We start from the raw sequence: 19461 nt of genomic DNA on the forward strand, positions 1-19461 counted from the left end.
TTAGTAGGTCCTGTTAAAAAGTAATGTCTAAGCCAAAACCATAGAACACGGGAAGGGGATAAGCCCTTGCACTGTTCGCGCCGGTATTGAATCCGGTGTTGTTGTCAAACTCGGTGATCTCCGGGTCGAAGAAGCTGAGTTTTGTCAATGTCAGCAGGTTCTGCCCTGTGAGATAAAACCTTGCTCTTTGAATATGTGCTTTACGTGTGATCGCTGCGGGAATGGTGTAACCGATCTGAACGTTTTTCAACCTTGCGTAGGCGGCGTTGAAAAGATAGAGGTCAGATCCCGTACGGTAATTATTGGTATTCGAAGGAGAACCCGCTTCGGCGAGGCGCGGATACTTCGCATCAGGATTGGTGGGTGTCCAGAAATCAGTTTGATGCTTGTACATCGTGCCGCCATATCCGAAGTGGAATGGTTCCACCAGTTCACCACGGAGCATTGCATCCCTTTTACCAACACCCTGGATGAATAACATCAGGTCGAATCCTTTAATAGATGCCGTATAGGTAAAGCCGAATGTATAGCGGGGGAAAGGATTCCCAAGGATGAACTTATCGCTGTCGTCTATGATCCCGTCCTTGTTCCGGTCTACAAACCTGATATCTCCCGCTGTAATGGTACTGCCTGCAAACTTTGGCCCGTTGTTGATATCATCCAGTGTCTGGAAATATCCATCACGCCGATATCCCTGGTATACAGTAATGGGACGCCCGACTCTTCTCACAAGTTCAAACTCTTCCCTTCTTTCCACCTGTTCATTGGCGCCGGAGGTGAGCGACAATAATTCGTTGAGATTATCAGCAACGTTGATGCTGATGCTTTGTGTTAAATGCTTTCCGCGGATATTGTAAGTAGCTTTTACTTCCCATCCCCTGTTCTTTACTTCCGCTACGTTATAGTCAGGGAACCCTGAACCGAAGATCGCCGGAACATCTTTACGTGTATAGAGAATGTCTTTTGTCGTTTTGTCAAAGTAGTCAAACGAAATATCCAGCTTGCGGTTAAAGAAAGAGCCATCTGCGCCGATATTCAGTGTATGGGCTTTTTCCCAGGTCAGGTCAGGGTTACCTAGTAAGAAACCTGCTCCACCGACAGGGCTACCATTGAACCCATATGCATTGGAGAAATTGAAGAAGGTTGTCTGGTATTGGTAAGCATTCACGTTCTGATTGCCGAGCACGCCGTAAGAGGAACGGATCTTCAGGTCATTCACCCACGTCTTCAGGCCATCCATGAAGCGTTCCTCTGTTACTCTCCATGCAACGGCAACAGAGGGAAAGAATCCCCAGCGGTTATCCTTTGCAAATTTTGAAGAGCCGTCATACCTGAAATTGAATTCCGCGAAGTATTTCGAATTGAATGAATATCCCGCTCTTCCAAAAAGAGAATTGATGCTGGTTTCGTTAGTTCCCTGGTTGGAATTGATAGAGCTGCCTTCGTTGATGATCGTTCCGGTAGTGGGTGTACCGAGGTTTGGATCGGTCAGCGTTTTCACCAGCCTATTCTGCTCTGATTTGAATGATTCGTTGGCTCCGCCAACCAGTACATTTATGGAATGTTCTTTGAATGACCTGGTGTATTCCGCTAGCAGTTGCAGGTTGGTAAAAAGCGATTTATAATTCTCGTCATATACTTCCCTGTCATTGCCGTATACGCCACCCGGAAGGAAGTTGACCTGCAGTCTTCTGCCAAATCCGTGATTCGCACGAAGTGTGCCACCGAAGACTCCACGTACTTTGAATGACCTGGAAAATGCGTACTCGCCATTCAGGTTCCCAAATACCTCATCATTGTCGGAACGACGGTATCCGCCTTTTTCCAGTACTCCTTTGGGATTGAATTCTGAGGACACAGGATTAGTCAGATAATTGCCAGCGCTATCTGTGAATGAATAATACAATGGCACGCGTCCCGCATCAACGATCAGTGTGCCTGCATTGGATGAGTGATCTTTACCCTGCACTTTTGCATAGCTTAAGATCGCGTTAAGTTTGAATTTGCCGATCTCTGTGGTTTGATTTAGCCTGATATTATACCGTTTATAGCCAAGGCCGTCTCCAATAAAACTGTTCTCCTGGTTAAGATAGCCAAGGCTCAGGAGATAGGTTGAATGGTCTGAACCGCCGCTGATGCTGACGTTATGTGTTTGCTGGGGAGCCGTCCGTAATATGTTGTCAAGCCGCCAGTCGCCATCGCCCCTGTCGGCAAATTCCTGGATCTGCGCAGGTGTAAACCCTGGTTGGAGTCCCGAATTCGCGAGTGATTCGTTTTTATAGTAAGCGTTCTCCCAGGCATGAACAGGTTCATAAGTGATTCGTGGTGATTGTATACCATAGATGCCGTTGTAGTTCACGGTCGCCTTTTCATTCTTCTTTCCTTTTTTTGTAGTGATCAGCAATACGCCGTTGGCAGAGCGGGAGCCATAGATCGCGGCAGAACCCGCGTCTTTCAGAATGGAAACCGATTCTATATCATTTGGGTTGAGCAGGTTGATATCACCACCCGGAATGCCATCAATTACAACAAGCGGCGTATTGTCTCCCAGTGTACCCAGGCCGCGGATGTTGATGTTTACTCCCTGACCCGGTTCGAAATTGCGTTGTTGGATGATGAGGTTGGGAGAAGTGCCCTGCAAAGCCTGTGAGAGGTTCGCCACGGGCTTTCCTTCGATTGCTTTTTTAGAGATCGCATCTACAGACCCTGTGACAGAGCTTCTTCTTTGTGTGCCGTAGCCAACCACTACCACATCTTCCAGCAGTTTTTCTGTTTTGCGGAGGACAATATTGACGGACTGTCTGCCGCTTACCGGAGATTCCTGGGTTTCATACCCAATGATGGAAAAAACCAGTACCGGGTTTGATAGGTTATCAGGAATAGAGATGCTGTAATTGCCGTTGGCGTTGGTAGCTGTACCGATAGTGGTTCCTTTCACGGTAAGGCTTACGTTTGAAATACCTTCGCCTGTTTCATCAGTGACCTTACCGGTGATGGAAAGTTCTGTGCCGGTGTTTCTCTCGGTTGTCTGCCCATTCAGTTCTCCGGTCATGGAAAAGGTGATCACCCCATCCTTTTTGTCTTTGCTGGTATTTTTACCGCGAAGAATGATCTTGTCGTTAATGAACTCAGCGTTGATATTGGCCAGCTTTGAGATAGATTCAACAATGGACGCCAGTGTTTCTCCTTTGGCATCGAGTGTGATCCGCTGATGAGGGTTTACATCGTCATCGGAATAAATGAAAACATAGTCTGTCTGTTTTTCGATCATTGAAAGGACGGACGAAAGTTTTTCATTCTTTACCTTCAGCGAAATGCGTTGTTCCTTTTTTTGCGGAAGATAGTTGTTGACAAACTGCCGGTTTCCGGCAAAGCTTACCTGTGCGTTGAGGGATACACAGGCCGTTAGCATAAGCATGCTGACGACAATATTACGGGGTGCATTCCTGCAAAGACTGTCTTTACAGAATTGCGTATGTGCAATCTTTTTCATTAGCTGGCAATCGTTTTGGTCTTTTAAATGAATTACCTGGATATAACAATCTGCTCGTCTGTTACCGAGTAGGAGAAAGATTTTGTTTTTGATAAGTAATACAGTATTTCTGAAAGGGTGTTGTTCTGAAATGATCCGGTGAGGCGGTAGGTTTTGATGTCACTATCCTCAAATACTACTTTCTTTCCGAAGTTTCTTTCCAGTTCAATTCCTATTTCTTCAAAGAGCATTGAGCGAAAGATAAGCTTACCTTCTGTCCAGGCGCGATCTTCTTCGCTGCTGGTGGCCGCTGTGGTCGTCTTCTCAGTTTTCAGCTGATAGATGACTTTGTTATTTGGCGTAAGAAAGATCGTGTCTGCCGGGTCATTGTTTTTCAGGCGGGGTATGAATGCCACTTTGCCTGTTGCTACGGAGGTCTCAACAACCGGTTCGTTATCGTATGCTTTAATGTTGAAGGATGTGCCTAATACACGGATCGTTCCATTGGCAAGGTGAATGATGAAAGGCTTTGAGGGATTCTTTTCTATGTCGAAGAAAGCTTCTCCGTTGAGATAAACCTCCCTGGTATTGCCGGTGAAGCTGGAAGGGTATTGTAATTTGCTGTCAGCATTCAGCCAAACCTTACTTCCATCAGCAAGCGCGATGGTGCTTTTCACGCCTTTGGCATTTGTTTTTTGTACAAGGTTTTTATTGTCACCTGAGGAGCCATTGTTTACCAGGGCGTATATTCCAACGCTCAATGCGCCCAGCAGGATCACTGCGGCTGCCGCACGGGTGAAGATTTTCCAGGCAGGTATTCTTTTAACAGCGGGCTCAGTTGCTTCAGTCTGTACTTCAGGTTCTATACCAAGCTGACTTAATGTCCTTTGCAAGGCTGCTTCTGTATTGGCCGTCTGTTCCTGGTTTTCCTGTTGCCAGTACCGGCTCATGATCTCGAACTCTTCTCTTAAAGAGGTGTCGGTTTTCAGAAGGTCCGCCAATTCCTGCAGTTCACACTGCGATGCTTCGCCGGAAAGCTTTCTTGTCACTAAAAGTAAAAATCTGTTGTCGCGCATCTTTTTAATTTGGCGTGTATATAAAGAGGACAATGAAAATTGAATTATTCCCTACAGGGTTGCTCAATAAAAAAGGAAAAGCAGCGGAATGAGTGTTGACACTGCCGGGGGCAGTTTACGGTTTCTTTTTGCTGCAGTGTTGGCTGGGCTTATCAGTGCCTGGAGTTTTTTCATTGCCCTGAAGAGTTGGGTCTCCACAGTGCGTGGTGAGATCCCGAGGATTTCGGCTACTTCTTTATAGCGGAAGCCGTCTTCTTTGATCAGTTTGAAAACAGTGCGGCATTGGTCGGGCAGGCTGTCAATTGCCTGGGTGAGCTGAAAGCTCATCTCTTTCCATTCAAGTTGCTGTTCGGGATCATCCAGGTTGATGAGACTTGCATCGCCTTCGTTGTCCTCCACCGCAACATGCAGATGCGAATATCTTTTGAGATAGTTGAGTGAAAGGTTCTTTACGGATACGAACAGGTATGTGGAAATATTATTGACTTCATCGAGGTGCTCTTTCCTGTTCCATAGTTTAATGAATACATCATTGGTGATCTCTTCCGCGATCTCTTTTACGTGCACGTATTGGAGGGCGAAACTGAGAAGCCGCGGGTACAGCAACCTGAACAGGCCGGAAAATGCCTGTTGGCTTCCGCCTTCAATCTGCTGCTGCAGGCTTTTTAAGTATAGATCGTCGGGCCTCATGAGTTGATTTTTGCAGTATTGATTATTGTAGCAGATGTTTCTTTTCCCGGTATGTTTTCAGCACGAATTCTCCGAAGATGGTATTTGCCCATGCGAACCATTTCCGGGTGAATTGTTTATCATCGTCCTTATGAAATGCTTCATGCATAAATCCTGTATCGCCATGAGTTGTCTGCAATGTTTTCAGGCAGGTCCTGATCTCTGTTTCGTTATTGGAAGTAAGTCCGCGAACAATGATACTGATCGGCCAGATCATATCAACACCCACGTGCGGTCCGCCGATCCCTTCACCAGCTTTGCCCTTAAAAAAGAATGGATTGTTTTCACTTAGCAGGAGTTTTCGGGTGTTAAGATAGACCGGGTCTGTATTCTTCATAGCTCCAAGGTAGGGCATTGCGAGCAGGCTTGGCACATTTGCGTCATCCATAAGATTGAAACTGCCGAAGCCGTTTACTTCGTAAGCATAAACCCTGCCGTAAGCCGGGTGTGTGACAGTCGCATATTTCTGCAATGCCTGTTCCACTTCTGTGGCCAGTGCATTGCAGGCGCTGGCGGACCGGGCATCGTGGTGGATCTTATTCAGCATTTCGGCCGCCTGCTTCAGGCTGGTGACGGCAAAGAAATTCGCAGGGATCAGGAAAGGGAAGATCGTTGCGTCATCGCTTGGCCGGAACATGGAGAAGATGAGTCCGACGGGTTTGGCGGGATACCCGTATCCACCCAGTGGAACGCCGTCGGTCGCCCAGGCGGTGCGGCGTTCAAATTTATAAGGACCTTTGCCCGTTTTGCGCTGTTGCTCCCTGAATGTTTTAAGTACCAGGAGAACGGCTTCTTTCCATTCCGCATCAAAAGGTGTGGTATCGCCCGTGATCTTCCAGTACTGATAGGAAAGCCGGATCGGATAGCAAAGGCTGTCGATCTCCCATTTGCGCTCATGAATGCCGGGTTTCATCTCAGTATGATCATCTTTCCATTCGCCCTGTTTTGCCCTGTCTTTATAGAAGGCATTGGCGTAGGGGTCGTAGAGTATGTTTGCTTTCTGGCGGTTGATCACCCCGGCGATCAGGGTCTTCAATTGCTGATCGTCCCTGATCAGCGACAGGTAAGGCCATACCTGTGCCGTGCTATCGCGCAGCCACATCGCATCAATATCACCCGTGATCACGTACGTATCAGGCTTGCCGTTGAGCATTTCAAAGTCGACCGTTGTATCGAGGGTATTTGGGAAGCAGTTCCCGAAGAGCCAGCCGAGTTCTTTATTGGAAACAGTGGATTGGAACTGATTGATGAGGTTTTCGACGGCCGTGCTGGTGAATTTCCTGTCCGCCAACGCAGTCCGTACGGTTGGAAACCCGCTGGCGCCGGCTTTCAGCCAGGAAGGCAGTAACATGCCGGCACTTATCAAGCCCGAGGTTTGAACAAATTCTTTTCTGGTCATAAGCAATCGATAGTCTTACAGGTGGGGGACACAGGATTTGGAGTAATTACTTACAAGCGCCGAAAAAAAAATCAGGCGAGCGCCCGCAGCGCATGAAGAGAATGTTTAGAAAGTGCGTGACCTTTGATGGGTTTCGATCTTTACTTTAAAGGAAAGATCTTTTATCTAAAACTTAAAAGGATAATGTTGATGGCGGTAATTAATGGTCAAACCTTTTGACTGATAGTTAAAGGTTATGGAAATCGGGAGCCTGGGCCCTGGACCGATCCGGGGCTTGTCTCTTTTCATTTGCCAAATACAAACCCTTTTGGTTTATCCTGCGTTTGAGGTTTCTGTCCTGGTGAGGAACTGCGTGCTTATGCCGGGTCGTGCGAGTGAGATGACATTATATCCCATTCCTTTCAGGTCGTTGTTCCAAAGTATTTTTCCGGTGAGTGAATCAAGGCAGTAGAGCCGGCCGGAACATCCCGCAAAGATCTTATCACCATCTATCAGTACGCTTACGATGGAGCCGTAGGAGCCTCCCATGATACCGTCGCGGAGTTTTGTCCGCCAGAGTTCGTCGCCAGAGTCTCCGGCGATAGCAGAAACATAGCCGTTGGAGCCAACGATGAGGATGTTGCGTTGCATTTTGTTTAGCGCAAAGTATGAAAGTCTGGGAGATTTTCCATTATCGGTTTGCCAGCGGGCAAGGGCGGTGTTTTTCGAGGGGAGGTCGAAAGAAAACGCCTTGCCCGTCCGGCAAAACCAAAATCGAAAACCTCCACCCTCACAATAAAAACGATTTTTTACAATGATCAAATTCAGATCATTTCCAACTTTGCAATTATAAAAAAACAATCAAACATGACCTTTTCACTCGAACAACTAAAAGCAGCTCACGCCAAGGTGAAAACCGGCGCGGATTTTCCAAAATACATCCAGGAGATCAAAAGCCTCGGGCTTCTCACTTATGAATATGATGTCCGCACCGGAGCAACGATCTACTTTGGAACAAACGGTCACACGGTGAATGCAGTCGGATGGTACAGCGAACCGATCACTGTCCAGGCAGAAAAGAATGCCGCAGTCGTGGCAGACGCGATCCGCAGGCACCAGCAAGGCGGCAGCAATTTCCTTACCTTTTGCAGAGAAGTTGCGGCAGCAGGAGTGGCAAGCTGGCAGATCGATACGCGCAATATGCTTTGCCGCTACCTGGATCTGAACGGCAACGAACTGGTCACTGAGCCCATCCCTGATGAAGCTGCCTGCTGAAAAGCCCGGAAGGCAGACGAATCCCGGCGGTCAACGGGACATTTTCAAATCATCGACTTTCTTCGCATCCTTACAATGTTGCTGGTAGTAAAGCTAAAGCAGTAAGACCGCGAAGGTTTAAAGGATGCCTTCCGGGAGATCCGGATATTGTGTATCCTGGCTGAGCGTAATAATGACCAAGCGTGTTGATCACCAATTAATCCGGTTGATCATATTTAGTTCCGAATCTATTTCATTAAGAACTTAATCTGTAATATTTTACGCCAGCCGCTCTCCTTTACGGGCTGGCGGTGTTTTTTCTAACGGTTGAATTTATTATCGTCCTGACACTTATATGTTTATAGAATACGAGGACCTGCGCAGGGTCAATGCGCCCTTTCAAGAGGAGTTTACCGGGGCATTTGCTGGACTGCTGAAAAGCGGCTGGTATATTCTTGGGTCACAGGTAGAGAGTTTCGAAACGGCATTTGCGGCTTACTGCGGTACGGAACATTGCGTTGGCGTCGCTTCCGGGCTGGATGCGCTGGTGCTGGCATTGCGGTCGCTTGATCTCAAGCCAGGGGATGAAGTGATCGTACCGGCGAATACTTATATCGCATCCATTTTAGCGGTGTTGCATAATGGCCTCAAACCTGTACTGGTTGAGCCTGATATTCAAACTTACAATATCGATGCTTCAAAGATCGAAGCGAAGATCAGTTCCCGGACAAAGGCCATCCTCGCGGTACATTTGTACGGCAAGCTTTGCAATATGGAGGCGATCCTTGAGATCGCCGGAAGGCACCAGCTGTATGTGGTGGAAGATTGTGCACAGGCGCATGGCGCAAGTTATAAAGGGAAGAAAGCGGGGAACTTTGGTGATTTTGGCGCATTCAGTTTTTATCCTACCAAGAACCTCGGCGCATTGGGAGACGCAGGTGCCATCACCTTCCAGGGTAATGAACGGCTCTCTTTACTGAAACAACTGAGGAACTACGGGTCAGAAAAAAAATACCATAACAATATGGTTGGCTTTAATTCAAGGCTGGATGAGATCCAGGCGGCCTTTCTGGCGATCAAACTGAAACATCTTGACCGGATCAATCAGCATAAGCGGGAACTTGCGCAGATCTATGATCAGGGACTGAACGATCAGTTCATCATGCCCGTAAAGCAGGACGATTACGAAGATGTTCATCATATCTATCCGATAAGGCATCCTGAGCGGGATAAGCTCCGTCAGTACCTGCTGGATCATGAGATCCGCACAGAGGTTCATTACCCGATACCTCCGCACCGGCAGAAGGCAATGCAGGGGGTGATAGAAAAAGATGATTACAGCCTGACAACCGAGATCCATGACACGGTGTTAAGCCTGCCGGTCTCAGCCTGCCATTCCGCGGAAGAGATCCATCGGGTGGTGGAAATGCTGAACAGATTCTGAGGAACGACAGATGATCAATGCCGCCTGTACCTTATCCATAAAATGCACATCCTGTAACAACCATTTATCATAAGCTCAGAAGTTTTCAATATCATTCATGCAGCATTATTGCACCTTATTTAACTCGATCTATCTGTCAAGAGGACTTGCGATGTACAGGTCACTGGAGAAACATGCGAAAGATTTTCACCTGTACATTTTTGCATTCGATGATGACTGCTATCATTTATTGCAGGAGATGCGGCTCGAGCATGCCACGATCATTCCGTTGCGCGAATTTGAGAACGAAGAATTGCTGGCGGTAAAGCCGGGAAGAACAGCAGGTGAATATTGCTGGACCTGCACTTCGGCCACGATCTGGTATTGCCTGCATACGTATTCACTCGATCACTGCACCTATATTGATGCGGATCTTTTGTTCTTTTCGGAGCCCAAAGTCCTGCTTGATGAAATGGGTGATAAGTCGGTACTGATCACCGAACATCGTTACAGCGCCGAACATGATCAGTCTGCATTAAGCGGGATCTATTGTGTGCAGTTCATTACTTTCAGGAACAACAGGGAGGGGCTGGCAGCACTTGACTGGTGGAGGAAGGAATGTATCAAGTGGTGTTTCAGAAGATTTGAGGATGGAAAGTTTGGCGATCAGAAATATCTTGATGACTGGACGACGCGTTTCCAGGGCGTTCATGTCCTGCAGCATTATGGAGGCGGCGTTGCCCCCTGGAATAATATGGAATATGAATATGGAAAGAGCGGGAATGATGTTTCTGTGAGTTATAAGAACGCAGCTTATCCGTTAGTGTTCTATCATTTTCATGATCTTAAATATTGCAGGAAGAATATCGTGCGGATCACAGCGCATCAGTATGAAGTGAACAGGAAAGCAGTATGGCTTATATATCGTCCATACCTCCGGGCGCTTATTGCCGCGGAAGACGAGATCATTGCGCAACCCCGGAAGGTGCGATTCCATGAAGCTCCGGATGAGCTCTCCTGGTTTGCAGGAAAGACCGGCCGCAAGCTGAGCTTTGCATTAATGGGCTTTTATAAGAATTATTATAAGCGTTCGAAACTTAAGTAATGGTTCGACCATCGCCAGTCCCCTGGCCTAAATAAAGAAGTTAAAAAAATCAACAGTGGCAGAATTCATTAAGTTGAACACCTTCACCGATGCCCGTGGCAACCTGACGGTGATAGAGAAAGTGATCCCATTCCCTATTAAAAGGATATTCTACATTTATGGTGTTGATGATTCTGTAAGGGGAGGTCACCGGCATAAACAAACAATACAGGCTGCTATTTGCCTCAAGGGAAGTTGCCGTATTTATAATGACGACAATAAGACGAAACAGGAATTTCTGCTGGACAATCCGGCGAAATGCCTGATCCTTCATCCGGAGGACTGGCACCAGATGTATGACTTCAGCGAAGATGCTATGCTGATGGTACTGGCATCCGAATATTTTGATCCGGAAGATTATATTTATGATGCATATCGCCCGAGATAGAACACATATTCATCAGGCTCTTATACTTTATATCAATGAGTTTTTTTAAAAAGAAAGCAAACAAGCCCGGCTATGGCTGGTTTGGCCATTACAGATCCTGGGACGAAGCTACCAGCTTATCGGATGGCTATGAACAGGGGAATATCCTGGAAAAAACGAAACAGGCTTTACTGCTGGTGAAGAATGGAGAGGCCGTGTATGAGCGGGATTCAGTGATCTTTTCCGAAAGCGAATATCCTTATCCTTTGCTGGCATTTCTGTTAAATGAGGTACAGCAAAGAAAGCGTGCGGTGAATGTGCTTGACTTCGGCGGATCTTTGGGGAGTACTTATTTCCAGGTCAGGGAATTTCTTGGCCCGGATGTTTGTGCCTCCTGGAATATCATCGAACAGCATCATTATATTGATTGCGGAAAGAAGTTTTTCCAGGATGAAACACTTCAGTTCTATTACACGATTGCAGATTGTTTGAAAGAGAAGCAGATCGACTTTGTTGTCCTGTCAAGTGTTGTGCAGTATCTGCCCAACCCGCATCAGTTCCTCGATGAACTGGTTGCGCACGGTTTTGATACCATACTGGTGGACCGTACAGCTTTTGTCAATGAAGGGCCTGACAGGATCACTGTTCAGCGGGTTTGGCCATCTGTATATGAAGCATCTTATCCTGCATGGTTTTTCGATCAGCGTGGATTTGTAGCACATTTCAATGCTGATTACCGGTTGCAGGCTTCTTTTGAAAGTTATGTGCCGGGAGAAGCGGTGATGGAGATCGATCATAAGCCTATCGCTTATTCACGGGGATTTTGTTTTAAGCGGCGCAAATAGTTTTATTGGACCGGTCACGGATAAACTGCATCAGCATTCATACATGTTAGCTTCATTTCCTAAAATATCGATCGTTACGCCCAACTATAACCAGGCAGCATTCCTGGAGCAAACGATTTTGTCAGTACTTTCCCAGGGATATCCAAATCTTGAGTATATCGTGATCGATGGGGGAAGCACAGATGGATCCCTCGAGATCATCCGGAAGTATGAGCAACAGCTGGCTTACTGGGTATCTGAAAAAGACAATGGTCTTTATGATGCATTGCAAAAAGGATTTGGCAAATCAACCGGTGATATAATGGCCTGGATCAATTCCGATGACCTCTATCATCGACAGTCGTTTTCCGCAGTCGCGTCCATGTTCGCGCAATTCCCCCAGGCAAGATGGATCATGGGCAGCAATTCATACTTTGATGAAGAAGGCAATTGCTTCACCTATGAACGTGATATTTTTGACGAGCGATGGTCTTCGTGGAGGATGCAACTTTATAATGGGGCGTTCATTCAACAGGAATCTGTATTCTGGAAACGTGAACTATGGGAGGAAGCGGGAGCTTATATCTCGCAGGAATATCCGCTTGCTGCCGACTTTGAACTCTGGCTTCGTTTTTTTCGATACGATCAACTTTACAGTTCTTCCTTTTTGCTGGCGGGCTTCCGTATGAGGAAGAGCGGGCAGCTGAGTGATAAATTCCGTAAAGAGTATCTAGAACAGGTAGATGCTTTACTGGCCAGGGAAAGAAAGGAACGGAAAATGACGATGTACCTGCTTTTATGCAGGCTGATAATGGCGCTGACGTATGTGTTGACGCGTAAGTTGAGGAGGAAGATCTTGTCTGCAGCGTTGAAGTTGCCGGCGAAGATTGTTTTTGACAGAGGGAAAGGGTTTGTGATGAGAAGGAAGTGAGGATCCGGACCTGGCTTTCCATTAAGTGTGTCATCCAGCCGATCCGTCCTTCTGCCGGAGCATGTCACAGATCGCTCCAATGATCGCTATCAAACGCGTTGACTTTGGCAATCACGTATGAATGAAATGTCGTTATCAGTAAAAAAGGTGTTATCACCCGAATCATAACAAGTGTATTAACGCATTCGTACTAAGTGCTACCTCTTAATTGTAAAAATACTTGCATTTTTCTCATGCAGTAATCCAAAAAAGTCTTCTCTTTATTTTCGTTACAAGCACCACCAACCACCACCATGCCGAACCGCTGCATCCTCATCTTATTGAGTATACTGCTGTGTGTATACGCCAATGCACAGCACGATACATCCTCGCTGGTCAGCCTGGATTATATTGAGCAGGCTGGTAAAAAAGCCGGGCAGCTGGAAGAGAAACTTGACCGGGCATCTGCTAAACTTCTTTCATCTTTATTTAAACAGGAAGCAAAGCTTCAGCGCAAGCTGGCGAAGAAAGACTCCGCCGCAGCAAGCAGGATCTTCGCTGATAAAGATGTTGCCTATCAGCAGTTGCAAAATAAACTAAGCGTTGGATCATTAAAGCCACCCTATATCGCTTCCCTGGATACCTTGAGTTCCTCATTGAAGTTCCTGCAACAGCAGCCGCAATTGCTGAACGCTACAGGTGATGTTTCTCAAAAACTACAACAAAGCCTTTCCAAAGTAAATGGTCTTGAATCGCAATTTGGTAAAGCCGAAGAGATCAAACAATTCCTCAAACAACGTAAACAGTATCTGCGTCAGCAATTAGAAAACACCGGACTTGCGAAAGAGCTTAAAGCTTTCAATAAACAGGCATATTACTACAGTGCGCAGGTGAATGAATACAAGCAGGTACTGAAAGACCATAAAAAGGCGGAAAAGAAAGCGCTGGAATTATTAAGCAAAACATCCGTGTTCAAAGAGTTCATGCGGAAGAACAGTATGCTTGCATCCTTATTCCGTTTGCCGGGAGATCCGAATGATCCGCAGGCGGCCGCCAGCCTCGCGGGTTTGCAAACGCGCAGCCAGGTGAATAATCTTGTGCAGCAACAGATCAGTGCAGGCGGTCCGAATGCACAGGCGCAGTTTAGTCAGAACATGCAGGAAGCGCAATCACAATTGAACGCACTTAAAGATAAACTGCACAAACTGGGTGGCGGCAGCTCTGACGAGCTGGATATGCCGGAAGGTTTTAAGCCGAATAAGCAAAAGACAAAAACATTTCTGCAACGCATCGAGTATGGCGCTACGATACAATCGCAGCGATCCAATGGCTTCTTCCCGGTCACCAGTGATCTCGCTCTAACGGCGGGCTATAAGCTGAATGATAACAGCATCATCGGAGTTGGGGGTGGCTATAAAATCGGTTGGGGGAAAAGCATTAATCATATCCGCATTACACATGAAGGGGTGAGCCTGCGAAGCTTTGTAGATGTACGATTGAAAGGTTCGTTCTGGTTGACGGGTGGATATGAGCAGCATTACCGCGAAGGATTTAAACGCATTGCAGAGTTGAAGGATAGAAGTGGATGGCAGGAGAGTGGGTTGATCGGGTTGAGCAAAGTCGTGGATATGCGATCGAAGTTGTTGAAGAAGACAAAGGTGCAGTTGCTGTGGGATTTTCTGAGTTACGGAAAAACGTCCAAACCGGCGGCAGTGCTTTTTCGCATCGGGTATACATTTTAAAAAAAATACGATAAATCTTAACGAAGTAACTGTTATGATCAGGAAGATCGGCTTGATATTTATTGCGTGGATCGCTTGTGTGAAATTCAGCCACGGACAAAGTGACTTTATTCTTTCGCCTACCCAATTGCAATCGGTAATACCCGCATCTCCCAATGCGGCAGCGCTTGGTAAGTTTGGCGTGTTGCCTGTAGGAAAGTATACTGGGTTGCCATCGATCGACGTGCCGCTTTATGAAGTGGTATCGGGTAAATTGCGGGTGCCGGTCTCATTATCGTATCATGCAGGTGGTGTTAAAGTTGAAGAGCTTGCATCCTGGGTTGGAATGGGCTGGTCGCTGAATGCGGGTGGTGCGATCACGCGCCAGACCAGAGGCCGGCCGGATGAATCAATCAACGGCTTTTTGTCAAGACATGCGGATATCCGACGCTTTATTGCCAACGAAATGTCCCCAACCGAAAGGACGGCCTATATGGAGGACGTAACCAAAGGTAATGTGGATTCCGAGCCGGACCTGTTCATGTATAATTTCCCGGGAGGAAGTGGTACAGCTTTTTATGATACACTTGGAGCTGTTCATACCATGCCTGTATCCCGCTTATCCATATCAGGCAGTGATGGTTCATGGATCATTGTTGACCTGGATGGAACGCGATATTATTTTACCGCCGCAGAAACCTCTCAAACAACGCCGTTGGCAACAGATGATGCGAATGTTGATGGATACTTTAACTCGGCCATATCTTCTGTCTTTCTTACCAAGATTGTGGCGGCAAATGCTGTAGACAGCATCGTTTTTGAATACGAACAAACTAATTACTCATTCAATAATATTGCATCACAGACAAAATTTGTTTACTTGCAAGGCAATTGCACCACTTCGCCTGTAACAAATGTGTCAACCTCTACAACGCTGACCGGTCAACGACTCAAGAAAATAACGTTTAAAGGAGGAGAACTGGTGTTCAATGCTCAGTCAAATGCAAGACAGGATCTTCCCAATGATCATGCGCTTAGCAATATTGAGGTAAAACGTGGTGACGGAAGTGTTGTAAGGGAAATCCGTTTGTTCCATAACTACCGGGTATCGCCCGGAGCTCCCGGAACGTATAATACCAGTTACAGTGATTACTACCGGTTATTTCTTGATAGCGTCAGAACGGAAACGCCCGCAAATGTAGCAGGGCAAACACACCGTTTCGCCTATAATACGACCGAGCTGCCAAAACGCAATTCATTCAACCAGGATTTCTGGGGCTATTCCAATGGAGCAAATAACCCGGCCTTCCTTTATCCGACAATTCTCTACACAAACCCCTTGACGAGTGTTACGATGCCCGTGCAGGGCGCTGACAGAAATACAAATGCGCAGGCTTCACAGTCGGGAATGCTGACATCCATTCAATATCCAACGGGAGGTAAAACGTTCTTTGAATATGAAAATAACAAAGTGTCATCGGGTGAAAGCTTTACGAATTCCACCGAGTATAAATATTTAATGATCGGGTCGCAGCCCAATCAGCGTTTTTATACAGGCAGTTTTACGCTTCCTGCTGCGACGATGGTTCAGGTAACGGTCACCCCGGAGAATTGTGGTGGTGGTGTGCAAACAGAGTTTTGCCCTGTTGTTAATATTACGGGTCCTAACGGTTCTTATGCAATTCCGGTTAGCTCGACGATCGCATTACCTGCGGGAGCATATACCGTTACAGCGGATCTGAATGGTGTGGTCGAACAATCGATCCTTGATAATTTTTCATTGCAGATACGTTGGTCGGAGGTTGTGCAGGTGAATTCAAAATACCAGTTTGTTGTGGGCGGTCACCGGATCAAGTCAATTCATGATGAAGATTATCCGGGACATATTATCAATCACAGAAGATTCGAGTATCTCCTGCCGGATTCCAGCAGCAGCGGCACGGTACTCTCTTTGCCAAAGTTTGAGTCAAATTTTTTCCAGGTGAGCAGTATCTCCATCGGGGTTGTGAATACCTGTGAATTCTATACGATCAGTTCCGCATCGAATTATCCGCTGCTTGCCACCAAAGGGTCTAATGTTGGATACAGCCTGGTGCGTGAATACCTGGGAGAGAATGGAGAAGGCGGGATGACGGAGTCAAGTTTTACTTCGCCTGCTTCTTATGGAGATCATAATTATACCGCATTTCCTTTTGCGCCGTCGGTGAATTATGAATGGCGTCGAGGTCTGCCTTTGTTAGAAAAGAAAATGAGGAAAGCGGGGAGTGTGTTTGAGCCAGTGGAAGAACAAAGGAATACCTATATAGAGATAGAAAGCACATTACGGAATGCGATCAAGATTGGAACAAAGAATGTATATAACCCAGGTATCCAGTATGAATCCCAGCAATACAATGTTGCTGCTGGTATTATGTTGCTGGATTCTTCGATTACCAAAGTGTATAACTCGCAGGGAAGCGGATCCATTCAACGTTTTGTAAATTATGGTTATAGTGCGGCTACCTTACAGGTCTCCAATGTGAGAACGATCGACAGTAAAGGGCAGGAGTTGATCAGGAAAACCAAATATGCCGGAGACTATAACGCTTATGCGGGTGTTGAGCCAGCGGCGAAAGCAATACAGCAGTTGAAAGATCTTTATATACTCGCTGTGCCGGTTGAGCAGAAAGTGATCGCTTATGATGGAAGTGTTTATTCCGTGCTTGATGGAAGTCTCGATAAATTCAAAACAACCATGCCAGTGCCGGATACAACATTTCGTTTGAAGGCGAGCAGTTCGAATGCCGATACATCGATGTCTTATATTGATGCGGGCGGTTTCAAAAAAAGTGCTTTGTATGATCCACGGGTAAGTTTTACGAGATATGCGGCGGATCATAAAATTCTTGAGATGAATGAAGTGAACAATATTCCTCATTCTTATATCTGGGGTTATGGCGGGCGATACCCAATTGCAGAAATAAAAAATGCCAAACACAGCGATATTTTTTGCGATGTTTTTGAAGGTGCTGGTGGCTGGGATGGACCTATAATTTTTGATAATACAAAGTCACACACAGGAAAAGGTTCTGGGAGGATCGATGGTCAAACGGGGACTTCGGCGCTCAGCGCGGTTTCTACTAACAATATTAACATTTCACTTACCGGCCCGACAGTTTTTATGTATTCGGGATGGGTATTCAGTGATGCACCTGTAACTAAAATATACTTGGGGATGAAGCGAGTTGGGGAAGTGGCTTTTTACACTTATATGGATGCAGTGGAAACTTCTGTAACTGGCAAGTGGGTCTATCTTGAAAAGAAAATAACGGTACCTGCGGACGTAGTAACAATGTTTTTATGGATAGATAATAAAAATAATTTTACCACCCAAAAAGTATGGTTTGATGATATCCGCCTTCATCCTTCCACGGCCTTGATGCAGACCTATACCTATGATCCGGAAATAGGTATGACAAGTCAGACGGATGTCAATAACCGCAGCGTTTTCTATGAGTATGATGCGTTGGGCAGGTTGACTGTTGTACGTGACCAGGATAAAAATGTTGTTAAGAAGATCTGTTATAACCTGGCGGGGCAACAAGAAGATTGTGGCATATTCATCTACCAGAGTGCAGTGACCAGCGCTTCGTTCACGCGCAATAACTGTGGCTCTGGAGGAACTCCGGGATCGGTAACGTATACCATTCCCGCCGGTGCTTATACATCCACCATCAGTCAGCTTGATGCAGATCAGAAAGCTGTCAGCGCGAGAAACGCCGGAGGGCAGGCTTATGCTAATGCGAATGCAACCTGTACATGGTATAATACAGCGCGGAGCAATGGCTTTACACGGAACAATTGCGGTGCTGGCGGAACCGGAGGTACGATCACTTATTCGGTAGCTCCCAATACATACAGTTCCACGATCAGCCAGGCTGACGCGGATCAGCAGGCGATCAACCAGGTGAATGCAAACGGCCAGAATTATGCAAATGCCAATGCATCCTGTAGCTGGTATAACCAGGCGCAAAGCAATAGCTTCACCCGTAATAACTGCGCTCCCGGAGGAACAGGGGGGACGGTGACGTATACCATTGCTGCCAATACTTATAGCTCGAATACAAGTGAGGCTGACGCGAATCAGCAAGCTGTTAATGCGGTGAATGCCGGCGGCCAGGCTTATGCCAATGCAAATGCCACCTGTACCTGGTATAACAATGCTCAGAGTAATAATTTCACACGTAATAATTGCGGAGTAGGCGGAACTGGTGGTACTGTTACCTATACTGTAGCAGCCAATACATACAGCTCAACGGTGAGCCAGTCGGATGCAAATCAGCAAGCGACCAATGCCGTGAATGCGGGCGGTCAGGCTTATGCAAATGCAAACGCAACGTGTACATGGTCGAACCAGTACAGGGAACAATTATTCTTCCGTTCGGATTGCCCTCCGGGCTATGATGCCGGTTGGTGGATGTATATAGTATCTGCAGGCACATTCACTTCAACAACCAGCCAGCTGCACGCTGATCAGCTTGCGCAGAACGATATCAACGCGAATGGTCAGAGTGTTGCCAATGCAAATGCCACCTGCACTGCTGCGGGATGTAATACAGGCAACTGCTGGGGTGAAGACAGGAAATGTATCGGTGGTGTTTGTGAGGTTGGCTATAAAGTAGTGACGGGCTCTGTCTGGAATGAATATATGCAGATGTGGGAATGTACCTATCACTATGAATTCAGTGATTTTACCTGGTCGCAGGATTATGTGGAATATTCCGACTGGATGTGTGACCTGAGTTAATACGCTAATTACTAAAAAAAATATTATGAAAAAGATATCAATCATGCTTGTGATCATTTGTCTGGGTCTTTATGCGCAGGCGCAATCAGTTGCTGAGCAGCACGCAGGCCGCATTGCACAACGGATGAAAGACACGCTTTCCTTGAATGAAACGCAGCGCCAGCAGATCTATGAGATCAACCTGCGGCTTGCCACACAAAAGCAGGCGGCGCGTTCTGCCTCTTCAGACCGCGATCAAGTGGGCAGGCAACTACAGCATATAGAGAACACCCGGGACGGCTTGTATCAACCCATACTTGGAGAAGAAAAGTTCCCTATCTACAAGATGAAGAAAAAGAACCTGGTGAATGGCCAGTGATAAGTTATTAATCCTTTGA

Annotated in this window: 14 protein-coding genes; 9 read left to right on the forward strand and 5 right to left on the reverse strand. The window is 46.6% G+C overall.

What is annotated here, in order from left to right; translation table 11 throughout:
• Positions 1 to 13: 13 nt before the first annotated feature.
• From LZZ85_RS03975 to LZZ85_RS03995, 5 genes are all read right to left on the reverse strand, one after another.
• Positions 14 to 3493: a SusC/RagA family TonB-linked outer membrane protein gene (locus tag LZZ85_RS03975; RefSeq protein WP_237868648.1), complete on the reverse strand. Its 3480-nt coding sequence runs from the start codon at positions 3491 to 3493 to the stop codon at positions 14 to 16.
• A 32-nt stretch (positions 3494 to 3525) separates the two neighbouring features.
• Positions 3526 to 4548: a FecR family protein gene (locus tag LZZ85_RS03980; protein ID WP_237868649.1), complete on the reverse strand. Its 1023-nt coding sequence runs from the start codon at positions 4546 to 4548 to the stop codon at positions 3526 to 3528.
• A gap of 63 nt (positions 4549 to 4611) precedes the next feature.
• A complete protein-coding gene (locus tag LZZ85_RS03985; protein WP_237868650.1) occupies positions 4612 to 5238 on the reverse strand; it encodes an RNA polymerase sigma-70 factor in 627 nt (208 codons plus the stop codon).
• 22 nt (positions 5239 to 5260) lie between these two features.
• Positions 5261 to 6676: a glycoside hydrolase family 125 protein gene (locus LZZ85_RS03990; RefSeq protein WP_237868651.1), complete on the reverse strand. Its 1416-nt coding sequence runs from the start codon at positions 6674 to 6676 to the stop codon at positions 5261 to 5263.
• A gap of 312 nt (positions 6677 to 6988) precedes the next feature.
• A complete protein-coding gene (locus tag LZZ85_RS03995) occupies positions 6989 to 7306 on the reverse strand; it encodes an outer membrane protein assembly factor BamB family protein (RefSeq protein WP_237868652.1) in 318 nt (105 codons plus the stop codon).
• Between the two features lie 216 nt (positions 7307 to 7522).
• On the opposite strand from LZZ85_RS03995, the gene LZZ85_RS04000 reads away from it, so the two are divergent.
• The 9 genes from LZZ85_RS04000 (at position 7523) to LZZ85_RS04040 (ending at position 19442) form a co-directional block, all read left to right on the forward strand.
• Positions 7523 to 7930, forward strand: a complete 408-nt coding sequence (locus LZZ85_RS04000) for a DUF1398 domain-containing protein (RefSeq protein ID WP_237868653.1) — start codon at positions 7523 to 7525, stop codon at positions 7928 to 7930.
• A gap of 334 nt (positions 7931 to 8264) precedes the next feature.
• Positions 8265 to 9353, forward strand: coding sequence for a DegT/DnrJ/EryC1/StrS family aminotransferase (locus LZZ85_RS04005; RefSeq protein ID WP_237868654.1), 1089 nt, complete (start codon positions 8265 to 8267; stop codon positions 9351 to 9353).
• Positions 9354 to 9450: 97 nt separating this feature from the next.
• Positions 9451 to 10437 (forward strand): hypothetical protein, encoded by a 987-nt coding sequence (locus tag LZZ85_RS04010; RefSeq protein ID WP_237868655.1) that lies wholly within the window; start codon positions 9451 to 9453, stop codon positions 10435 to 10437.
• Between the two features lie 55 nt (positions 10438 to 10492).
• Complete coding sequence (locus LZZ85_RS04015) at positions 10493 to 10864, forward strand: sugar 3,4-ketoisomerase (RefSeq protein ID WP_237868656.1); 372 nt, start codon at positions 10493 to 10495, stop codon at positions 10862 to 10864.
• Between the two features lie 35 nt (positions 10865 to 10899).
• Positions 10900 to 11688, forward strand: a complete 789-nt coding sequence (locus LZZ85_RS04020; protein WP_237868657.1) for a methyltransferase, TIGR04325 family — start codon at positions 10900 to 10902, stop codon at positions 11686 to 11688.
• Between the two features lie 43 nt (positions 11689 to 11731).
• Positions 11732 to 12598, forward strand: a complete 867-nt coding sequence (locus tag LZZ85_RS04025) for a glycosyltransferase family 2 protein (protein ID WP_237868658.1) — start codon at positions 11732 to 11734, stop codon at positions 12596 to 12598.
• A 293-nt stretch (positions 12599 to 12891) separates the two neighbouring features.
• The gene (locus tag LZZ85_RS04030) at positions 12892 to 14319 is read left to right on the forward strand and encodes a coiled-coil domain-containing protein (protein WP_237868659.1); all 1428 of its coding nucleotides are present in this window, start codon (positions 12892 to 12894) and stop codon (positions 14317 to 14319) included.
• A gap of 34 nt (positions 14320 to 14353) precedes the next feature.
• Complete coding sequence (locus tag LZZ85_RS04035; RefSeq protein WP_237868660.1) at positions 14354 to 19084, forward strand: DUF5977 domain-containing protein; 4731 nt, start codon at positions 14354 to 14356, stop codon at positions 19082 to 19084.
• Positions 19085 to 19109: 25 nt separating this feature from the next.
• Entirely contained in the window at positions 19110 to 19442 is a 333-nt protein-coding gene (locus tag LZZ85_RS04040) for a DUF4890 domain-containing protein (RefSeq protein WP_237868661.1), read from the forward strand.
• Positions 19443 to 19461: the final 19 nt, after the last annotated feature.

Source organism: Terrimonas ginsenosidimutans (assembly GCF_022012415.1).
In the GTDB taxonomy this organism is placed as follows: Bacteria; Bacteroidota; Bacteroidia; order Chitinophagales; family Chitinophagaceae; genus Terrimonas_A; species Terrimonas_A ginsenosidimutans.

Coding starts and splice junctions, on each gene's coding strand:
- LZZ85_RS03975 (WP_237868648.1), bottom strand. CDS start 3,493: ATGAAAAAGATTGCACATACGCAATTCTGTAAAGACAGTCTTTGCAGG.
- LZZ85_RS03980 (WP_237868649.1), bottom strand. CDS start 4,548: ATGCGCGACAACAGATTTTTACTTTTAGTGACAAGAAAGCTTTCCGGC.
- LZZ85_RS03985 (WP_237868650.1), bottom strand. CDS start 5,238: ATGAGGCCCGACGATCTATACTTAAAAAGCCTGCAGCAGCAGATTGAA.
- LZZ85_RS03990 (WP_237868651.1), bottom strand. CDS start 6,676: ATGACCAGAAAAGAATTTGTTCAAACCTCGGGCTTGATAAGTGCCGGC.
- LZZ85_RS03995 (WP_237868652.1), bottom strand. CDS start 7,306: ATGCAACGCAACATCCTCATCGTTGGCTCCAACGGCTATGTTTCTGCT.
- LZZ85_RS04000 (WP_237868653.1), top strand. CDS start 7,523: ATGACCTTTTCACTCGAACAACTAAAAGCAGCTCACGCCAAGGTGAAA.
- LZZ85_RS04005 (WP_237868654.1), top strand. CDS start 8,265: ATGTTTATAGAATACGAGGACCTGCGCAGGGTCAATGCGCCCTTTCAA.
- LZZ85_RS04010 (WP_237868655.1), top strand. CDS start 9,451: ATGCAGCATTATTGCACCTTATTTAACTCGATCTATCTGTCAAGAGGA.
- LZZ85_RS04020 (WP_237868657.1), top strand. CDS start 10,900: ATGAGTTTTTTTAAAAAGAAAGCAAACAAGCCCGGCTATGGCTGGTTT.
- LZZ85_RS04025 (WP_237868658.1), top strand. CDS start 11,732: ATGTTAGCTTCATTTCCTAAAATATCGATCGTTACGCCCAACTATAAC.
- LZZ85_RS04030 (WP_237868659.1), top strand. CDS start 12,892: ATGCCGAACCGCTGCATCCTCATCTTATTGAGTATACTGCTGTGTGTA.
- LZZ85_RS04035 (WP_237868660.1), top strand. CDS start 14,354: ATGATCAGGAAGATCGGCTTGATATTTATTGCGTGGATCGCTTGTGTG.
- LZZ85_RS04040 (WP_237868661.1), top strand. CDS start 19,110: ATGAAAAAGATATCAATCATGCTTGTGATCATTTGTCTGGGTCTTTAT.